This is a genomic window from Caulobacter sp. BE254, assembly GCF_031457295.1.
In the GTDB taxonomy this organism is placed as follows: Bacteria; Pseudomonadota; Alphaproteobacteria; order Caulobacterales; family Caulobacteraceae; genus Caulobacter.
Window position 1 is genome coordinate 12,232 of sequence record NZ_JAVDWJ010000009.1, and the last position, 14,203, is coordinate 26,434.

Annotated in this window: 15 protein-coding genes and 1 tRNA gene; 10 read left to right on the forward strand and 6 right to left on the reverse strand. The window is 69.5% G+C overall.

The genetic code is table 11. The annotated features are described in order from the left end of the window. The first annotated feature begins 57 nt into the window (after nt 1-57). The 5 genes from J2X41_RS16340 (at nt 58) to J2X41_RS16360 (ending at nt 4,836) form a co-directional block, all read left to right on the forward strand. The gene (locus J2X41_RS16340; protein WP_310083098.1) at nt 58-1,557 is read left to right on the forward strand and encodes a GumC family protein; all 1,500 of its coding nucleotides are present in this window, start codon (nt 58-60) and stop codon (nt 1,555-1,557) included. Between the two features lie 90 nt (nt 1,558-1,647). Further along, nucleotides 1,648-2,349, forward strand: coding sequence for a sugar kinase (locus tag J2X41_RS16345; protein WP_310083101.1), 702 nt, complete (start codon nt 1,648-1,650; stop codon nt 2,347-2,349). Nucleotides 2,350-2,418: 69 nt separating this feature from the next. After that, a complete protein-coding gene (locus J2X41_RS16350; RefSeq protein ID WP_310083428.1) occupies nt 2,419-3,636 on the forward strand; it encodes an O-antigen ligase in 1,218 nt (405 codons plus the stop codon). A 55-nt stretch (nt 3,637-3,691) separates the two neighbouring features. Then, complete coding sequence (locus J2X41_RS16355; RefSeq protein WP_310083103.1) at nt 3,692-4,051, forward strand: DUF1304 domain-containing protein; 360 nt, start codon at nt 3,692-3,694, stop codon at nt 4,049-4,051. Between the two features lie 89 nt (nt 4,052-4,140). After that, a complete protein-coding gene (locus J2X41_RS16360) occupies nt 4,141-4,836 on the forward strand; it encodes a heme-binding beta-barrel domain-containing protein (protein ID WP_310083105.1) in 696 nt (231 codons plus the stop codon). 7 nt (nt 4,837-4,843) lie between these two features. Here J2X41_RS16360 and J2X41_RS16365 read toward each other — a convergent pair whose 3' ends face one another. The 4 genes from J2X41_RS16365 to J2X41_RS16380 are packed head-to-tail and all read right to left on the reverse strand — an operon-like array spanning nt 4,844 to nt 9,515. Continuing rightward, complete coding sequence (locus tag J2X41_RS16365; protein ID WP_310083107.1) at nt 4,844-5,617, reverse strand: polysaccharide deacetylase family protein; 774 nt, start codon at nt 5,615-5,617, stop codon at nt 4,844-4,846. Next, entirely contained in the window at nt 5,617-6,558 is a 942-nt protein-coding gene (locus J2X41_RS16370; RefSeq protein ID WP_310083109.1) for a glycosyltransferase family A protein, read from the reverse strand. The genes J2X41_RS16365 and J2X41_RS16370 overlap by 1 nt, the downstream gene beginning before the upstream one ends. After that, a complete protein-coding gene (locus J2X41_RS16375) occupies nt 6,555-7,997 on the reverse strand; it encodes a lipopolysaccharide biosynthesis protein (RefSeq protein WP_310083111.1) in 1,443 nt (480 codons plus the stop codon). Before J2X41_RS16375 ends, J2X41_RS16370 begins: the two co-directional genes overlap by 4 nt. 9 nt (nt 7,998-8,006) lie before the next feature. Next, on the reverse strand, nt 8,007-9,515 hold the full coding sequence (locus J2X41_RS16380; protein WP_310083113.1) for an exopolysaccharide biosynthesis polyprenyl glycosylphosphotransferase: 1,509 nt from the start codon (nt 9,513-9,515) through the stop codon (nt 8,007-8,009). A gap of 131 nt (nt 9,516-9,646) precedes the next feature. On the opposite strand from J2X41_RS16380, the gene J2X41_RS16385 reads away from it, so the two are divergent. Continuing rightward, a tRNA-Ser gene (locus tag J2X41_RS16385) sits at nt 9,647-9,737 on the forward strand. Nucleotides 9,738-9,816: 79 nt separating this feature from the next. Next, a complete protein-coding gene (locus J2X41_RS16390; protein WP_310083115.1) occupies nt 9,817-11,136 on the forward strand; it encodes a phage integrase central domain-containing protein in 1,320 nt (439 codons plus the stop codon). Here the strand turns inward: J2X41_RS16390 and J2X41_RS16395 are convergent. After that, a complete protein-coding gene (locus J2X41_RS16395; protein ID WP_056760396.1) occupies nt 11,096-11,359 on the reverse strand; it encodes a helix-turn-helix domain-containing protein in 264 nt (87 codons plus the stop codon). The two genes, J2X41_RS16390 and J2X41_RS16395, sit on opposite strands and share 41 nt — an antisense overlap. 670 nt (nt 11,360-12,029) lie before the next feature. Between J2X41_RS16395 and J2X41_RS16400 the strand changes: the two genes are divergently transcribed. Both J2X41_RS16400 and J2X41_RS16405 read left to right on the forward strand, forming a co-directional pair. Continuing rightward, nucleotides 12,030-12,359: a DUF3768 domain-containing protein gene (locus tag J2X41_RS16400; RefSeq protein WP_056760393.1), complete on the forward strand. Its 330-nt coding sequence runs from the start codon at nt 12,030-12,032 to the stop codon at nt 12,357-12,359. Between the two features lie 58 nt (nt 12,360-12,417). After that, complete coding sequence (locus J2X41_RS16405; RefSeq protein WP_310083117.1) at nt 12,418-12,876, forward strand: hypothetical protein; 459 nt, start codon at nt 12,418-12,420, stop codon at nt 12,874-12,876. 142 nt (nt 12,877-13,018) lie between these two features. On the opposite strand, the gene J2X41_RS16410 is transcribed toward J2X41_RS16405, so the two are convergent. Next, entirely contained in the window at nt 13,019-13,225 is a 207-nt protein-coding gene (locus J2X41_RS16410) for a hypothetical protein (protein WP_310083119.1), read from the reverse strand. 414 nt (nt 13,226-13,639) lie between these two features. On the opposite strand from J2X41_RS16410, the gene J2X41_RS16415 reads away from it, so the two are divergent. Then, nucleotides 13,640-13,975, forward strand: a complete 336-nt coding sequence (locus J2X41_RS16415; RefSeq protein WP_310083120.1) for a DUF736 domain-containing protein — start codon at nt 13,640-13,642, stop codon at nt 13,973-13,975. Nucleotides 13,976-14,203: the final 228 nt, after the last annotated feature.

Genomic DNA, 14,203 nt, shown 5'->3' on the forward strand with positions numbered 1-14,203 from the left:
GACTCCTTAAGCGCGCTCCGACCAGGGTGAGGCCGAGATTGAACCCATCGGATTCGCATGTCGACGACGAGCGCCTGGACGAGTGTGCCGCATGATCCGCCGTCGCGTAGCGACTGGGCGGCGCGCGCCCGCTATGCGCCGACCGACTTCGTCACCCTGCTGTGGCGCGAACGCTGGCTGATGCTCCTGGTCTTCGTGGTGATCTTCGCTCTGGGGGCCGGTTTCGCCTTCACCCAGAAGAAGACCTACACCGCCAGTTCCAGCCTCTTCGTCCGCCTGGGCCAGGAATATGTCTACGAGCCCCGGGCCGGCGACGCCGCCCGCGGCGCGGTGCCCGACGTCGACCAGGTGACCCAGTCGGAATCCGAGATCCTGGGCAGCGGCGAGCTGCGCGAGCGGGTGATCCGCAAGGTCGGCTTTGGCCGGGTCTTTCCCGGCGGCGCCGCCAAGTACGCGGTCGCCTCGCCCGAGGGAAAGCGCAAGCTGATGGCCGAGGGGCGCGAAAGCCTGGCCCGCAATCTGAAGATCGAGACCGCTCCCGACAACTCGATCATTCGCCTGTCCTATTCCAACCAGGATCCGGAAGTCGCCGAGAAGGTGCTCAACACCCTGCTCGAGGAATATCTGATCTATCGCCGCAGCCTGCTGATCGGCGGCGACGGCAATGGGCTGGAGCGCCAGCGCGAGCTGTTCACCGAGAAGCTGGCCCAGACCGACGCGGCCTACCAGGCCTTCCTGTCGGGCAACGACATCGGCGACTTCACCGCCCAGAAGACCGCCTTGACCCAACTTCAGGCCCAGGCCGAGTCGCAGAAATACGCCACCGAGGCCCAGCTGCAGGACCGCCGGGGCCGGCTGGCCGCCGTCCAGGCCGAGCTGGCCCGCACGCCGACCGACATGGTGCTGTACCGCGACAGCGACATGTCGGCGTCCGGCAAGCTGGCCCAGTTGAAGCTGGACCGCGAAGGCCTGCTGTCCCGCTATCGCCCCGACGCCCAGCCGGTCCGCGACATCGAGGCGCAGATCGCCCAGCTGGAGCAGGGCGTCTCGTCGGGCCGCACCAACGGCGAGGGCGCGCGCCGCAGCGGCCCCAACCCGATCTGGCAGACCCTGCAGTCCACCCGCAACGACCTGACCGCCGAGGTCGCCGCGCTGCAGCAGGCGCTGAACGCCTACACCCAGCAGGTCCAGGACGTGAACCAGCGCCTGCTGCGGCTCTCCGAGCTGGAGCCGACCTTCAACCAGCTGTCGCGCGACCGCGACGTGCTGTCGTCCAGCGTCAAGGATTTCACGGTCAAGGAGCAGCAGGACCAGGCCCAGCGGCAGATGTCGGCCGAGGGCAGCGACAACATTCGCATCGTCCAGCGCGCCGTGGCCCCGTCGACAGGCAAGAGCCTGCAGAAGCCGATCATCGTGCTGGCCTTCCTGTTCGCGGCCTTCACCGCCGCCTGCGCCGGCCTGGTGCGCATGCTGCTGCGCCCCGGCCTGCAGACCCCGGCGTCCGCCTCGCGCACCCTGGGCCTGCCAGTGCTGGCCACGGCCAGCTACAAGCGCTGAGGCCCTTCACCCTGAGCGCTTTCGTCGCCTTTCGCGCGAGCGCGTTTGGGCCTTAAGGTAAACGGACTTCAACGCGCGGCGATTCGGCGAATGGTGGATTTGAACGTCGAGATGGCGGAGCTGTGGGGGTCCTTGGGCGCCCCTGCGCCCGGCCGCGCGCACGTCGTCCAGTTCGTCGCCGCCCGGCGTGGGGAGGGGACCTCGACGGCCGCCCGCGAATTCGCCCGCTTCGCCGCCAAGCGGGCCGGCCGCAAGACCTGGCTGATCGACCTGGACCTGGTCACCTCGCCGCAATACCAGGCCATCGCCGCCGATCCCGAACGCTATGGCCAACTCGGGAGCGGGGCCCCGGCCTCGCCCGACGGCTCGGCCTTCTTCACCGTCCAGCCGCCGGCCCCCAAGCCCGGCGGCGGCGTGTGGCCCGACGCCAAGTACCTGACGGCCCACAGCGTGGGCGGGCCGCGCTTCTGGGTGACGCGCTTCAACCGCGAGGCCCTGCGCGGCCGCCAGAAGGTGCACATCCTGCCCGGGGTCGAATACTGGGCGGCCCTGCGCCGCCACGCCGAGATCGTCGTCGTCGACAGCCCGTCGGCCGAGGTCTCGCAGGCCGCCCTGACCCTGGCCCAGCACATGGACCAGACGGTGCTGGTGGTCAGCGCCCAGCAGCCGGACGTGCGGCCGCCGGGCCTGCTGCGCGACGCCCTGGCCTCGGCGGGCGGACGCACGGCGGGCGTGTTCTTCAACCAGGCCTCGGTCCAGCCGCCGAAGTTCCTGAAGGCCATCCTGCCGTGAGGACTTTGCTGTGAGGGTTGGGCTGTGACCGTCGTGCGTGGCGCGGCGCCCGCCGCGCCAGCCCGGCTGATGTTCTCGCAGATCGCGCTGTTTGGCCTGGCCGTCTTCGCCTTGCTGGTGTTCAGCGGCGGCTGGGAACTGCCGGCGGTCGGCGAGAACGCCACCGAGGCCGGCTCGGCCATCCTGCGCCTGGGCTATCTGCCCGCCTACGCCGCCGGTTTCGCCCTGATCGCCCTGCGGCCGGGCTCGACCCTGCGGGTGGTGATCCGTCAGCCGTTCCTGGTCGTCCTGATGGTGGTGGCCGTCGCCTCGATGTTCTGGTCGGTGAACCCCGACCAGACGGTGCGGCGCTGTTTCGCCCTGGTCTGCACCACCCTGGGCGGCGTGGCCCTGGCGGCGCGGTTCCGCTGGCCGCAGCTGGCCGAGGTGGTGGGCGCGGCCTTCGCGGTGTTGATCGTCGCCTGTTTCGTCGTCTGCCTGGCCGTGCCGCGCATCGGGGTGATGACCGAGCTGTTCCCCGGCGCCTGGCGCGGCCTGTGGCGCGAGAAGAACGGCCTGGGCGGCCTGATGGCCTTCGGTTTCTGCATCCTGTCGGCGGCGGCCCTGCTCAACCCCCGGCGCGCCCGGCTTTGGTGGGCCTTCGCGGGGCTGGCGGTGGTGCTGGTGCTGATGTCGACCTCCAAGACCTCCCTGGTCTCGCTGGTGTTGGGCGCGGGGGCGGTCGGCTTCGTGCTGGTGGCCCGCCGCGGCCCGGCCGTCGGCACGGCGGCCACCTGGGCGGGGGTGACCGGCGTCGTCTTGCTGGTCGCCTTCTCCCTGTTCGCCGCCGACGTGTTCTTCGCCATCCTCGGCAAGGACGCCACCCTGACCGGCCGCACCAAGATCTGGAGCGCGGTGATGCGCGAGATCCAGGACCGCCCCTGGCAGGGCTATGGCTACTCCGCCGTATGGGGCGACAAGAGCGGCTGGGGCCCGTTCGCCTGGATCAGCAAGAACGCCGGCTTCCAAGCCCAGCACGCCCACAACAGCTGGCTGGAGCAGTGGCTGGGCCTGGGCCTGGTGGGCCTGATCGCCTGGGGGCTGTTCTACCTGCAGACCATGACCCTGGCGGTGATCTCGGTCTTCCGCGACCGCGGCGGCGGTCTGCTGGCCTTCCCGTTCCTGGTCGTCTACAGCCTGGTTTCCCTGACCGAGAGCATCGCGGTGGTCTACAACGATTTCCGCTGGGTGCTGTTCGTCGCCTTCGCCGCCAAGCTGGCCTTCCCGGACCGCGAGGTCCAGGCCTAAGCGTTGCTTTGAGGGGCGAACCGGGTCTCACTCCCGCCTTTGGAGGGACAACCCCATGCTGCTGGCCGCCCAGATCGTCACCGGGATCGTCGCCCTGATCCACGTCTACATCGTCCTTCTGGAGACGGTGCTGTTCGACACCCGGGGCAAGAGGGTGTTCGGCCTGACCGACCAGGCGGCGGCGATCGTCAAGCCGGCCCTGTCGAACCAGGGCTGCTACAACGGCTTCCTGGTCGCGGCCCTGGCGCTGGGGCTGTTCTGGCCCGACGAGGTGACGGCCAAGGCCTTCGCCTTCTTCGGCCTGGCCTGCGTGGCCGTGGCCGGCGTCTGGGGCGGCCTGACCGTCAAGCGCTCGATCCTGCTGATCCAGACCCTGCCGGCGGCGATAGGGCTGGCGCTATGGTGGTTGCTCTAGGGAGCTCTCGTACCTGTCGGCCAGGATAGCTTGACGCGAAGAGCCATCTCGCTAGAGGCAGTGCCCAGCTTTGACCTGGCAGGGACACGATGATCACCTTCTCCGACGACATCTTCACCGAACCGGAGGACGTGGATCCGGACACCCTGGCCAATTTGGGTCCGCTGCGGCCGCTGGCCGGCGTGTGGGAGGGGCGCAAGGGCGTCGACCTGAACCCGAAGGCCGACGGGCCCGAGCGGCGCGACTATCTCGAACGCATCGAGATCCAGCCCATCGATCCCCAGGCGAACGGCCCGCAACTGCTCTACGGGCTGCGCTATCACGTCCATATCGTCGCGTCCGACGAGGACACCACCTTCCACGACCAGGTCGGCTACTGGCTCTGGGAGCCGGCCACCGGCCTGATCATGCAGACCCTGGCCATCCCGCGCGGACAGGTGGCCCTGGCCAGCGGCCGCGCCGCACCGGACGGTTCGGGCCTGACCGTCCGGGCGGAGCGCGGCGGTCCCGGCTACGGGATCTGTTCGACCGACTTCCTGGAATGGGCGTTCCGGACGGATTCCTACGAGCTGGAGGTGCGCTTCGACGCCGATGGCGGCTGGTCGTACGTGTCCACCACCATGCTCCAGGTGCGCGGCCGCACCGCGCCGTTCCGCCATGTCGATCGCAACACCCTGACCAAGGTCGCCGAGCCTCGCCCCAACCCTTCCGCGCGGATCGCGGCGGGCCAGGCCAGCCTGGCCGAGGCGCATGGCTTCGTGACGATGGGCGGAAAGCCGGACTGAGACCGGCCTACAGCCCGATCCGACGCGCGCCTTCGGCCACGGTCACCACGTCGAAGCCCGCCGTCAGGGCGCCGTCGACCAGCCGCTCCAGGGCCGAGGTCGTGCAGCCCCACTGCGACGGCTCGGGCGCGACGTCGTGGGTGTAGAGGATCAGCCAGGCCTTGCGCTGGTGGGCCTTGTCCAGCCAGTCCAGGGCGACCTGCTCGCCGTCCGCGCCCTCGATGCCGACGGCCGGCGCCTGGTTGAGGTCGGCGCCGTCGGCGACCAGGCCATGGTGCAGGGCGCGCAGGGTCTTGAAGCGGCCGGCCAGAGCGGTCTTGGCGGGCGCGGCGACGTCGCCGTAGGGGTAGGCGAAGCTGACCGGCTGGCCCACGCCCCAGTCGACCAGATGCCGGGCGTTGAGATCGATGTCGGCCAGAGTCTCGGCTCGCGAGGCCTGGCCGCAGTCCAGGTGCGAGAAGGTGTGGCAGGCGATCTCGTGGCCGGCGGCGTGCAGGCGGGCGGCGTCCTCGCCGGTGGCGAACCGGCCCATGGGGCCGTCGCGTCCGGTCAGGCCCGCCGCGAAATAGTAGGTGCCGCGCAGGCCGCGGGCCTCCAGCACCTGGGCTCCGGCCTCGCAGGCGGTGGCCGGGGCGTCGTCGAAGCTGAACGACACCATCGGCCGCTCCAGCTTCACCCGGGCCGGACGGCGATGGGCCAGGCGGATCAGCCGGCGGCGGACCTTGCCCTTCAGGCTGCGGTCGGGCTCGTAGGCGTCGACTTTCTCGTGAGAGATCTGCATCAGACGGCGTCCGAATAGAGCGCGGCGCGGTAGAGCCGCAGGGCGAGGGCGCGGAGCGGCGTCGGGGCCGCCTCGTTGAGGGCGAAGGTCTTCAGCATCGGCCGCCAGGCCCGGCGCAGCGGCAAGGCCTTCAGCCTTCTCGCGACCTTGTAGCTGGGATAGGCGCTGACCACTTCGCGGTGCGTGGCCACCACCCGGGCGAAGTTGCCGGCCGATTGCTCGTACTTGGCGGCCAGGGTCGCGGCGGTGTCGAGGCCCAGATGGGTGGCCGAGTTGTCGATGTGCAGGATCGGATGGACCTGTGCGACGCGCATGGCCCACTCGACGTCCTCCCAGCCCCAGCCAGCGAAGCCTTCGTCGAATCCGATGGCTTCGAAAACGTCGCGGCGGACCAGCAGGTTGGAGGTGAAGACGTGCTTTTCCGGTTCCCTGGCCCGCTCCGGGGCCGGGGTGCAGTCGCTCTTCAGGGCCATGGAGCGGTGCAACTCGTGCTCGGGACGGCGCGGGGTCTGGTCCAGGGTGAAGCCGCCGAAGGCCACGGGCGTATCGTCCGCCGCGACGGCCGACCAACGCGCCAGGAAGCCGATCGGATCGGGCAGCATGTCGCTGTCGAGGAACAGCAGGTGGCGACCCCGGGCGTGGCGGGCCAGGCGGTTGCGGCCCTTGGCGCGTCCCTCGTTGGGCGACAGCGCGATCAGCCGGGCCGGCAGCTTCAGCTTCTCGATGCGGGCGGCCATGCGCCGGGTCAGGGCCTCGTCGCCGCCGCCGTCGTCCAGCAGCACGATCTCGGCGTCGGCGCCGGGCTCGTCCAGGGCCTTGAGCAGGGCGCAGGGGTCGTCGCGATAGGTCGGGATCAATACCGACAAGCGCGGCGCGGCGCCCTTCTGGTCCAAGGCGGCCCAGGCGGCGTTGTCGGTCAGGGTTTCGGTCACGGCGGTCATGCGGGCTTCAGTCGGCGTTGGAGGATGTCCTGGACCCGGCCGCGCAGGCCGCCGGCGTCCAGCGCCAGGGCCGCGACGCCATAGACCACGGCGCCGGCCGACGCCTTCAGGACCAGCTCGACCACGCCGCCGAAGGCCGGCACGACCGAGACCGCGGCGGCCATCAGGGCGCAGGCCAGACCGGACTTGGCCAGGACCGCCCAAGGCACGGGCAGGGGACAGGCCCGGCGGCCCAGGATCGTCGCGCCGACGGCGCCGACGCCGTAGCTGGCGGCGGTCGACCACAGGGCGCCGTCCAGGCCGAAGCGCGGGATCAGGGCCAGGTTCAGGATCACGTTGACGCCGGCCGGAACGGCCATGCAGGCGATCAGCATCATGGTCTTCTTGCCCAGGGTGAAGGCCTGCAGCAGGTAATAGGTGGTCATGCCCGACAGCCAGCCGGCCACGGCGATCCAGGGCACGACCCGGCCGGCGCCGGCGCTGAGATCGGCCCCCACCATCACCTGGGCCAGGGGCCGGCCGACCAGGGCCAGGCCGACGGCGGCGGGCAGGGTCAGCAGCACCATGAAGCCGGCCTGCTCGTGGGCGGCGTCCTTCAGGGCGGGATGGCCGCCGCGCTCCAGCGCCGCGACCAGGGCCGGTCCGCCGGCCATGCCCAGCCAGATGAACACCACGTCCAGGGTGCGCGAGCCCAGGGAATAGCCGGCGTGATAGACGCCGACCGCCTGCTCGTTCAGGAAGGCGGCCAGCAGGAAGCGGTCGGTGGTCGACAGCACCAGGGCCAGGATCAGCGACAGGGCCACCGGCAAGCCATAGGCGGCGTAGGCCTTGGCCATGGCCGGATCGTAGCGGCCGCCCCTGGCGCGGCCCAGGTCGGCGGGCAGGACAAACACCAGGCACAGCAGCGAGATCGCGCCCATGCCCAGCAGCGGGGCCGCGCCGCCCAGGCCGACCAGGGCCAGGACCAGGCCCAGCAGGAAGCCGCCCACGGTCTGGACGATATCCAGCAGCGCCGCGCCCGACACTTCGCCGGCCGCACGCCGACGCTCCTGCGACAGCTTGGTCAGGCTCCGGACCACCACGGCGGCGAAGGCCGCGGCGACGGCGACCTTGAGCGGGGCGGAGAGGGGGGCGAAGCGCAGCACGCCGGCGGCGGCGACCGGCACGGCCAGGGCCAGGGCGAACCACAGGCGGTAGAGGGTTGCGAAATGGTCGGGCAGGCGGCCGTCGGCGTCCTGGCGCGCATGGAAGCGGGCCATCGCCGCCTCGGTCCAGGTCAGCAGGACGGTCTGGGTCAGGCTCAGGGCCGAGAAGGCCAGGGCGTAGACGCCGTATTGCTCGGGCGTCAGGACCCGGGTGAACAGGACGATGGTGAGCAGCCCCACCACCCCCTGGGCGATGTTGACCGGCAGATATCCGAGTACGCCACGCCAGAACATGTTTCGTCCTTAGCGCACCGCCGACCGGTCCCCAAGCAGGCAGGGAATGGTCATGGCGATGATGTAGAGGTCCAGCCAGAATGACTGGCGCTCGATATATTCGATGTCCAGGGCCACGCGCTCCTGCACCTGCTCGGCGGTGTCGACCGGGCCGCGCGAGCCGTTGATCGCCGCCCAGCCGGTGACCCCAGGCTTCATGCGATGGCGATGGGCGTAGCGGGCGACCAGCGTCTCGGATTCCACGTCGCCGCTCTTCATGCCGATGGCGTGGGGGCGGGGACCGACCATCGACATTTCGCCGCGCAGCACGTTGAACAGTTGGGGCAGTTCGTCGAGGCTGGTCTTGCGGATGAACTTGCCGACCTTGGTGACGCGGTCGTCGTCGGCGGTGACCTGGCGGGCGGCCTTGGCGTCGGCGGCCTCGTGGCGCATCGAGCGGAACTTCCAGACGCGAATGGCCTCGTTGTTGAAGCCGTGGCGGCGCTGGCGGAAGAACACCGGGCCCGGCGTGTCCAGCTTGATGGCCAGGGCGACCAGCAGCATCACCGGCGCGGCGACCAGCAGGCCGGCCGAGCCGATCGCCAGGTCTTGGGCGCGCTTGACGAAGGCGCGGCGGGCGTCGGTGGTCGCGCCCGACAGGTCGACGAAGCGGGCCAGGGAGGCGTTGCGCTGAGCTTCGCGATCCAGATCGACGAACAGGCTGACCGGGTTGGGCAGGACCTCCAGGCGCTCGACCAGCTGGGCGACGCGGATCTGGGCCGTGGAGGTCACCGCGATGATCACGCGATCGACATAGGGCATGATGCGGTGGCCGATCAGGGCGTCGGTGTCGCCCAGCACCGGCACGCCCAGCACCTGCGCCGGGGCGCGGTGGGCGCGGTCGTCGAACACGCCCAGCACGTTGACGTCGCCGGTGGCCAGGGCCGCGGTGATGAAGTGCTCGGCGTTGGCGGTCGCGCCCACCACCACGACGTTCGGCGTCAGGCGGCCTTCGCGGCGACCGTGGTCGACGGCGCGCCACCAGGCCAGGTGCAGCCCGGCGGTGGCGACGGCCATGGCCGCGGCCCAGCCGGCCGTCAGGGCGGTGTCCGCCTGGCCGCGTTCGAAGATCAGGCTCGCCAGCGTCACCACCACGGCGACCGCGCCGAAGGCGGCCGACACGCGCAGCGCCTGGCGGCCCAGGGTTTCGCGACGGTCGAAGGTATAGGCCTCCAGCATGTAGAGGGCGGGCAGCAGGGCCAGGGCGCCCAGGACCAGCGGCGCGTAGACCGTGGGAGCCGGGCGGGCGATGGCGATCGCGGCGGCGGTGATCGCGGCGAAGGCCAGGCCGTCGATCACGCGGAACAGCCGCGACAGGCTGCGCACCTGCATCCGGGCCCGGGTCGGAACCAGCCGGCCCGGTCGGAACGGACCACGCCGGCCCGTGGCCTCGGCCGAGTCGCCGTCACCGGACGCCGACGGGGAGTCCGTCAGCGCGAGATCGTCGAGTTCCGGCGTATGTGCGATAGCGGACGACATGAAGCTCCGACCCCTTGTAGAACAGGGTTCAACCTAGCCTCGCGGTCTGAGCTTCGCGTTAACGCGGATTTTTCGAGACAGCGCGTTGTCATGCCGCCGCGAACAGGCTATCGAACCGCTCCCTCTCAGGAGGAGACGTGGCCGAGAGGCTGAAGGCACCGCTTTGCTAAAGCGGCATACCCCAAAAGGGTATCGAGGGTTCGAATCCCTCCGTCTCCGCCACCACCCCATCCATACGTGTCCGTCAGCGTCCATGCGGGTCCGCTAAATTCCTTGTTCTACAAGGGAAAATCGCGAAATCGTGTTTGGACGCGTCCAGTCAGATCCAGCACAGTCGACGTCAGGTGAGTGGGTAGGAGTGTGGGTAGTGGCCCGGCTTCTTGAACGTCTGAACGCCCTTCAGGTCCGGCGACTCGACGCGCCGGGACTCCATGCCGATGGCGGCGGTCTGTACCTCCAGATCATGGGGGACGGCGGGCGCTCGTGGATTTTTCGCTACAGGGTCCCGGGGCGCCAGCGGCAAATGGGCCTGGGGCCAGCCCATACCGTTTCGCTCGCCCAGGCGCGCGCCGCGGCCAGGGACGCGCGCCAGCTTCGCATCCAAGGCCTTGATCCGATCGAGGAGCGTCGCAAGGCCGAGGCCGACCAAAAGCTCGGGCAGGGCAGCGGCGTCACCTTCGACGATGCCGTGGACGCCTATATCGAGGCCAACAAGGCCGCCTGGCGAAATGAAAAGCACCTCAAGCAGTGGAAGAGCACGCTGACGACCTACGCCACGCCGCGCATCGGCAAGCTGCCAGTCGGCGAGGTGGAAACGCGCCACGTCCTGGCCGTGCTCGAGCCCATCTGGCAGTCCAAGACCGAAACGGCCAGCCGCGTGCGCGGCCGGATCGAGAATGTGCTCGATTGGGCCACGGTCTATGGCCACCGCGCAGGCGACAATCCCGCCCGCTGGAAAGGCCATCTGGACAAGATCCTGCCGGCCAAGGCCAAGGTGGCGAAGGTTCAGCACCATGCCGCCTTGCCGTATCCGGAACTCCCCGACTTCATGAAACGGCTGGCCAAGGTCCAAGGCGTGGCCGCGCGGGCGCTGGAATTTGCGATCCTGACGGTCGCGCGCACCAGCGAGGTCGTCGGCGCGGTCTGGAGCGAGATCGACCTGGTCAAGAAGGTGTGGACCATCCCCGCCGAGCGCATGAAGGCCGAACGGGATCACCGCGTTCCGCTCAGCGCGCCGGCGATCGCCATCCTCGAGGCCATGCACGTGCGGTGGCTCGAGGTCGACGCCAGGCGCTGGCGGGGCAGGGGCGCGCCGGAGCAGCCGGCCGAGCCCACCGGCCCGGTGTTCTTTGGCCTGCGGGCGGGCAAGGGCTTGAGCAACATGAGCCTGCTCAAGGTCCTCAAGGGCCTAAAGCGCAGCGACCTGACGACCCATGGCTTCCGAAGCACCTTCAGCGATTGGGCTCACGAGACCACCAACTATCCCGGCGAAATGATCGAGATGGCCCTGGCGCACAAGGTCGCCAACAAGGTCGAAGCCGCCTACCGACGCGGCGACATGTTCGCCAAGCGTCACGCCCTCATGAACGACTGGGCGAGCGCCGGCGCGCTCGCCGATTGAGCGCGTCGCCAGCCTCTTCCAGGCGATCGAGATAGGCCACCAGTTCGCTCCGGCGCACCAGCGTGCGTGATCCGTCCTTCAACACGCGGATTTCGCCGGCCGCGACCAACTCGTAGAAGCGGCTGCGGCTGATCGCCAGGCTTTCGGCGGCCTCCTTGACCCGATAGGCGAGGCGATCCGTCGCCTGATGTTGATCTTGGGCGGTGAGGTCGAGCTGTCGCATGCCGGAAGCTCCGCGTGATGCGGTGAGTTTGGGGTTTGGCTTCGCAAGGGCAAGGCGCTTACCAGAGCCATGTATCCGGCAGCGCCAAAGACAATGAAACGGCAGGATCGCAAGGGTCCGACGCCACGGGATGTTCGTGTGAGCCCACGTCGACCCGAAGCTTGGCCCGGTTCGATGCCAGGGCGGCTGCGCCGCTCGCTTGCGCTCCGCAGCTTCGCCAGAACCGGAGAGCGGCCGGCGGTCACGCTCGGTCCCGCGGCTTTCGCCGCTCCCTCGGGCGCGACGCCTGGCGGGCGACCTCAAAGATAAGCTTTGAGGTCGCCGCCGGCCGCTCGGCGCCGCTTCCCGCCACGCGCGAGCGCGGGCTCCTTGCAGTCTTCATTTTGCGAAGAAGCGCTCGGGGCGAGCGCGTGGGTCTGTTTGCCGCTGCCGCGGCCTTGGTTCTGGCCGCTGCGCGGCCAGGTGGCTTGGGGCTCCGCCCCCAGCGCACTTCGGATCGGCTTCCGCCCCGCTTCGGACCTGGGATGTGAAGTTGCCCATTCGTGTCCAGCCCAGGCCCTGCAGCCGGGTCCCCGCGAAGCCGCCCCTCCGTTTGCACCCCCGGTCTCGCCGACGGGCAGGGGTTCAGGCGCGCCTTGCGCCTGCACCCCAGCCCCAAGGAGAGGGATCAATGGACGACACCAGAAGCGCTCGGATCGCCGAGCTGAACGACGCCCTGCGGCGCACGCCGGGGCTTGGCTGGTACTTCACCAGCGGTCTGGCCAACCTTGGTCGGCTTTTCGTCGCGGAGGCTATGGCTGCGGTGATGGCCTATGACCGTTTCGACCCGGACGATGACCCCTATGGCGAGCGCGATTTTGGCTCGCTGGTCATCCAGGGCCGGCGGGTGTTCTGGAAGATCGACTATTACGACCAGAACCTGGTGGCCGGGTCGCCCGATCCTTCGGATCCGGCGGTGACCCGACGCGTGCTGACCCTGCTGCTGCCCGAAGAATATTGACCCAACCGGCGAGGCGTCCGCCCGGTGGCGGCGCCTCCCTTCCCAACAGGAGGCCGTAATGTCCGATCGCTGTTCCGCGACGATCACCCTGGGCGGCGCGCTTGATCGCGAGACCTTTGTCGAAATGGCCGGTCTCATCGCCGACGAAGGTCTGTCAACCGACTGGGATGGCCCCTGGTTCAGGGCGCAGGATCTGCTTCAGGGCCAGCCGCTGCGGCTGGTCGCCCGCGAAGTGACCGGCGGGCAATTTGACGAACTGGAAGCCTGGTGCGTCGCGCACGGCGTACCGTTCGCGCGCTGGTCGGGATCCTATCCAGGATCCTGGAGCGCCGAGCGGGTGGTGTTCACTGGCCAGGGCGAGCCGGCCTGCTTCATCGCTGACGAGGACGACCGCGTCCTCGTCGACAAGGCGACGGTCGAGGTTTTCGGTACGATGACGCGCCTGCGCGAGCACTTCGCGGCCGCCGCTTTCATCGTGCCGCCGCTGACGGTGCCAGATTGGGAAGAGGAGGTCTGAGCGCGCTTTGCGCCTCTGCCCTGGCCCGGCTGGGATTGCGGTCGGCTGGCCGGCTTGAAACCAGACGGTCTTCGACCTCGAAACCGGCGCGATCGCGCGGCGGCGCCCGCCCCGCCAGATGGCGGAGCGGGCCCTTGGCGGACTATTCGGCTTTGGTCGCCGGCTTGGCCGTCTTGTCGTCGGGACGCGGCCAGACCAGGCCGTGAACGCCGTCGATCACGACAGGGGCGGCTTTCATCTCGCGACTGATGTTGGCGCCGCCACGGATGTCCGGCAGGTATCCTGACTGTCCCTGGCGATCTTCGTTCCCGGCCGCGCCGAAGACCGCGGCGCCGGAATGGACGCGCAAGCCGAAGCCCTTGGGGCAGGCCTTGTCGACCGGGCGGGCGCACCGTCGCGAGGTTGAGGCTCAAGCTGCGAATGGCCCCCGAGAAGGTTGGGTTGGCCTTGTCCGCGAAGGGGGCCGACGACAACCAGGTCATCTCTCCGGTGATCTGAAACGAGCGCGTCGACCGCGTCCTCTTCTGGCCTGATCTGACCGGGACCCGTTCCGCCACCGCAACCGCGAGTCCAGGTTTCTTCCCCTGGGCGCGAGCGCCCATTCCTCGCGAGGCAACAAACCCGTGCTCTTTGGTCCTTCGCCAAGGCTGCGGGCTCGCCGGGCGACAGGTCTTCGGCGCGCTGCGGGGCGGGCCTGGGCCCGGTCTCAAGATCGCCATCGAGGCCGCGATCGGCGCGGCTCGGTTCAGATCGGAGAGACGACATGGCTATCATCGGCACCTTCACGGCCAACGCCAACGGGACCTTCTCGGGGTCCATCCGCAGCTTGAGCCTCAACGTTCGGACGGTGCAATTCCGCCCGGTCGACAAGACCAGCCCCAAGGGCCCCGACTTCCGGGTCTATTCGGGCGCCGCCGAGTTCGGCGCGGCCTGGAAGAAGGTCTCCAGGGACAACAAGGACTATCTGTCGGTCACCCTGGACGACCCCAGCTTCACCGAGGAGATGAACGCCGCCCTGGTCGTGATCGACGGCGTCCACAGCCTGGTCTGGTCGCGTCCCGACGACAAGAAGGCCAAGCCGGCGACCGAAACCGAATAGGCCGCCAAGCGCCCGTTCCGCCATCCGGCGGGGCGGGCGCCGCCGCGCGATCGCACTGATTTCGAGGTCGACAGGCGGTCCGGCCGCAAGGTCGCGCCTGGCAGGGCCGCCGTTTTGTTTCCACGGGTTGTCTCTGACTTCGGACCGGCCGCAGGCCATTGAGGGATCGCTTTGGGCGCCTGACAACGTCCTGGCCACCTTGGACAGACGCCCTCAACCGCCCGCCAG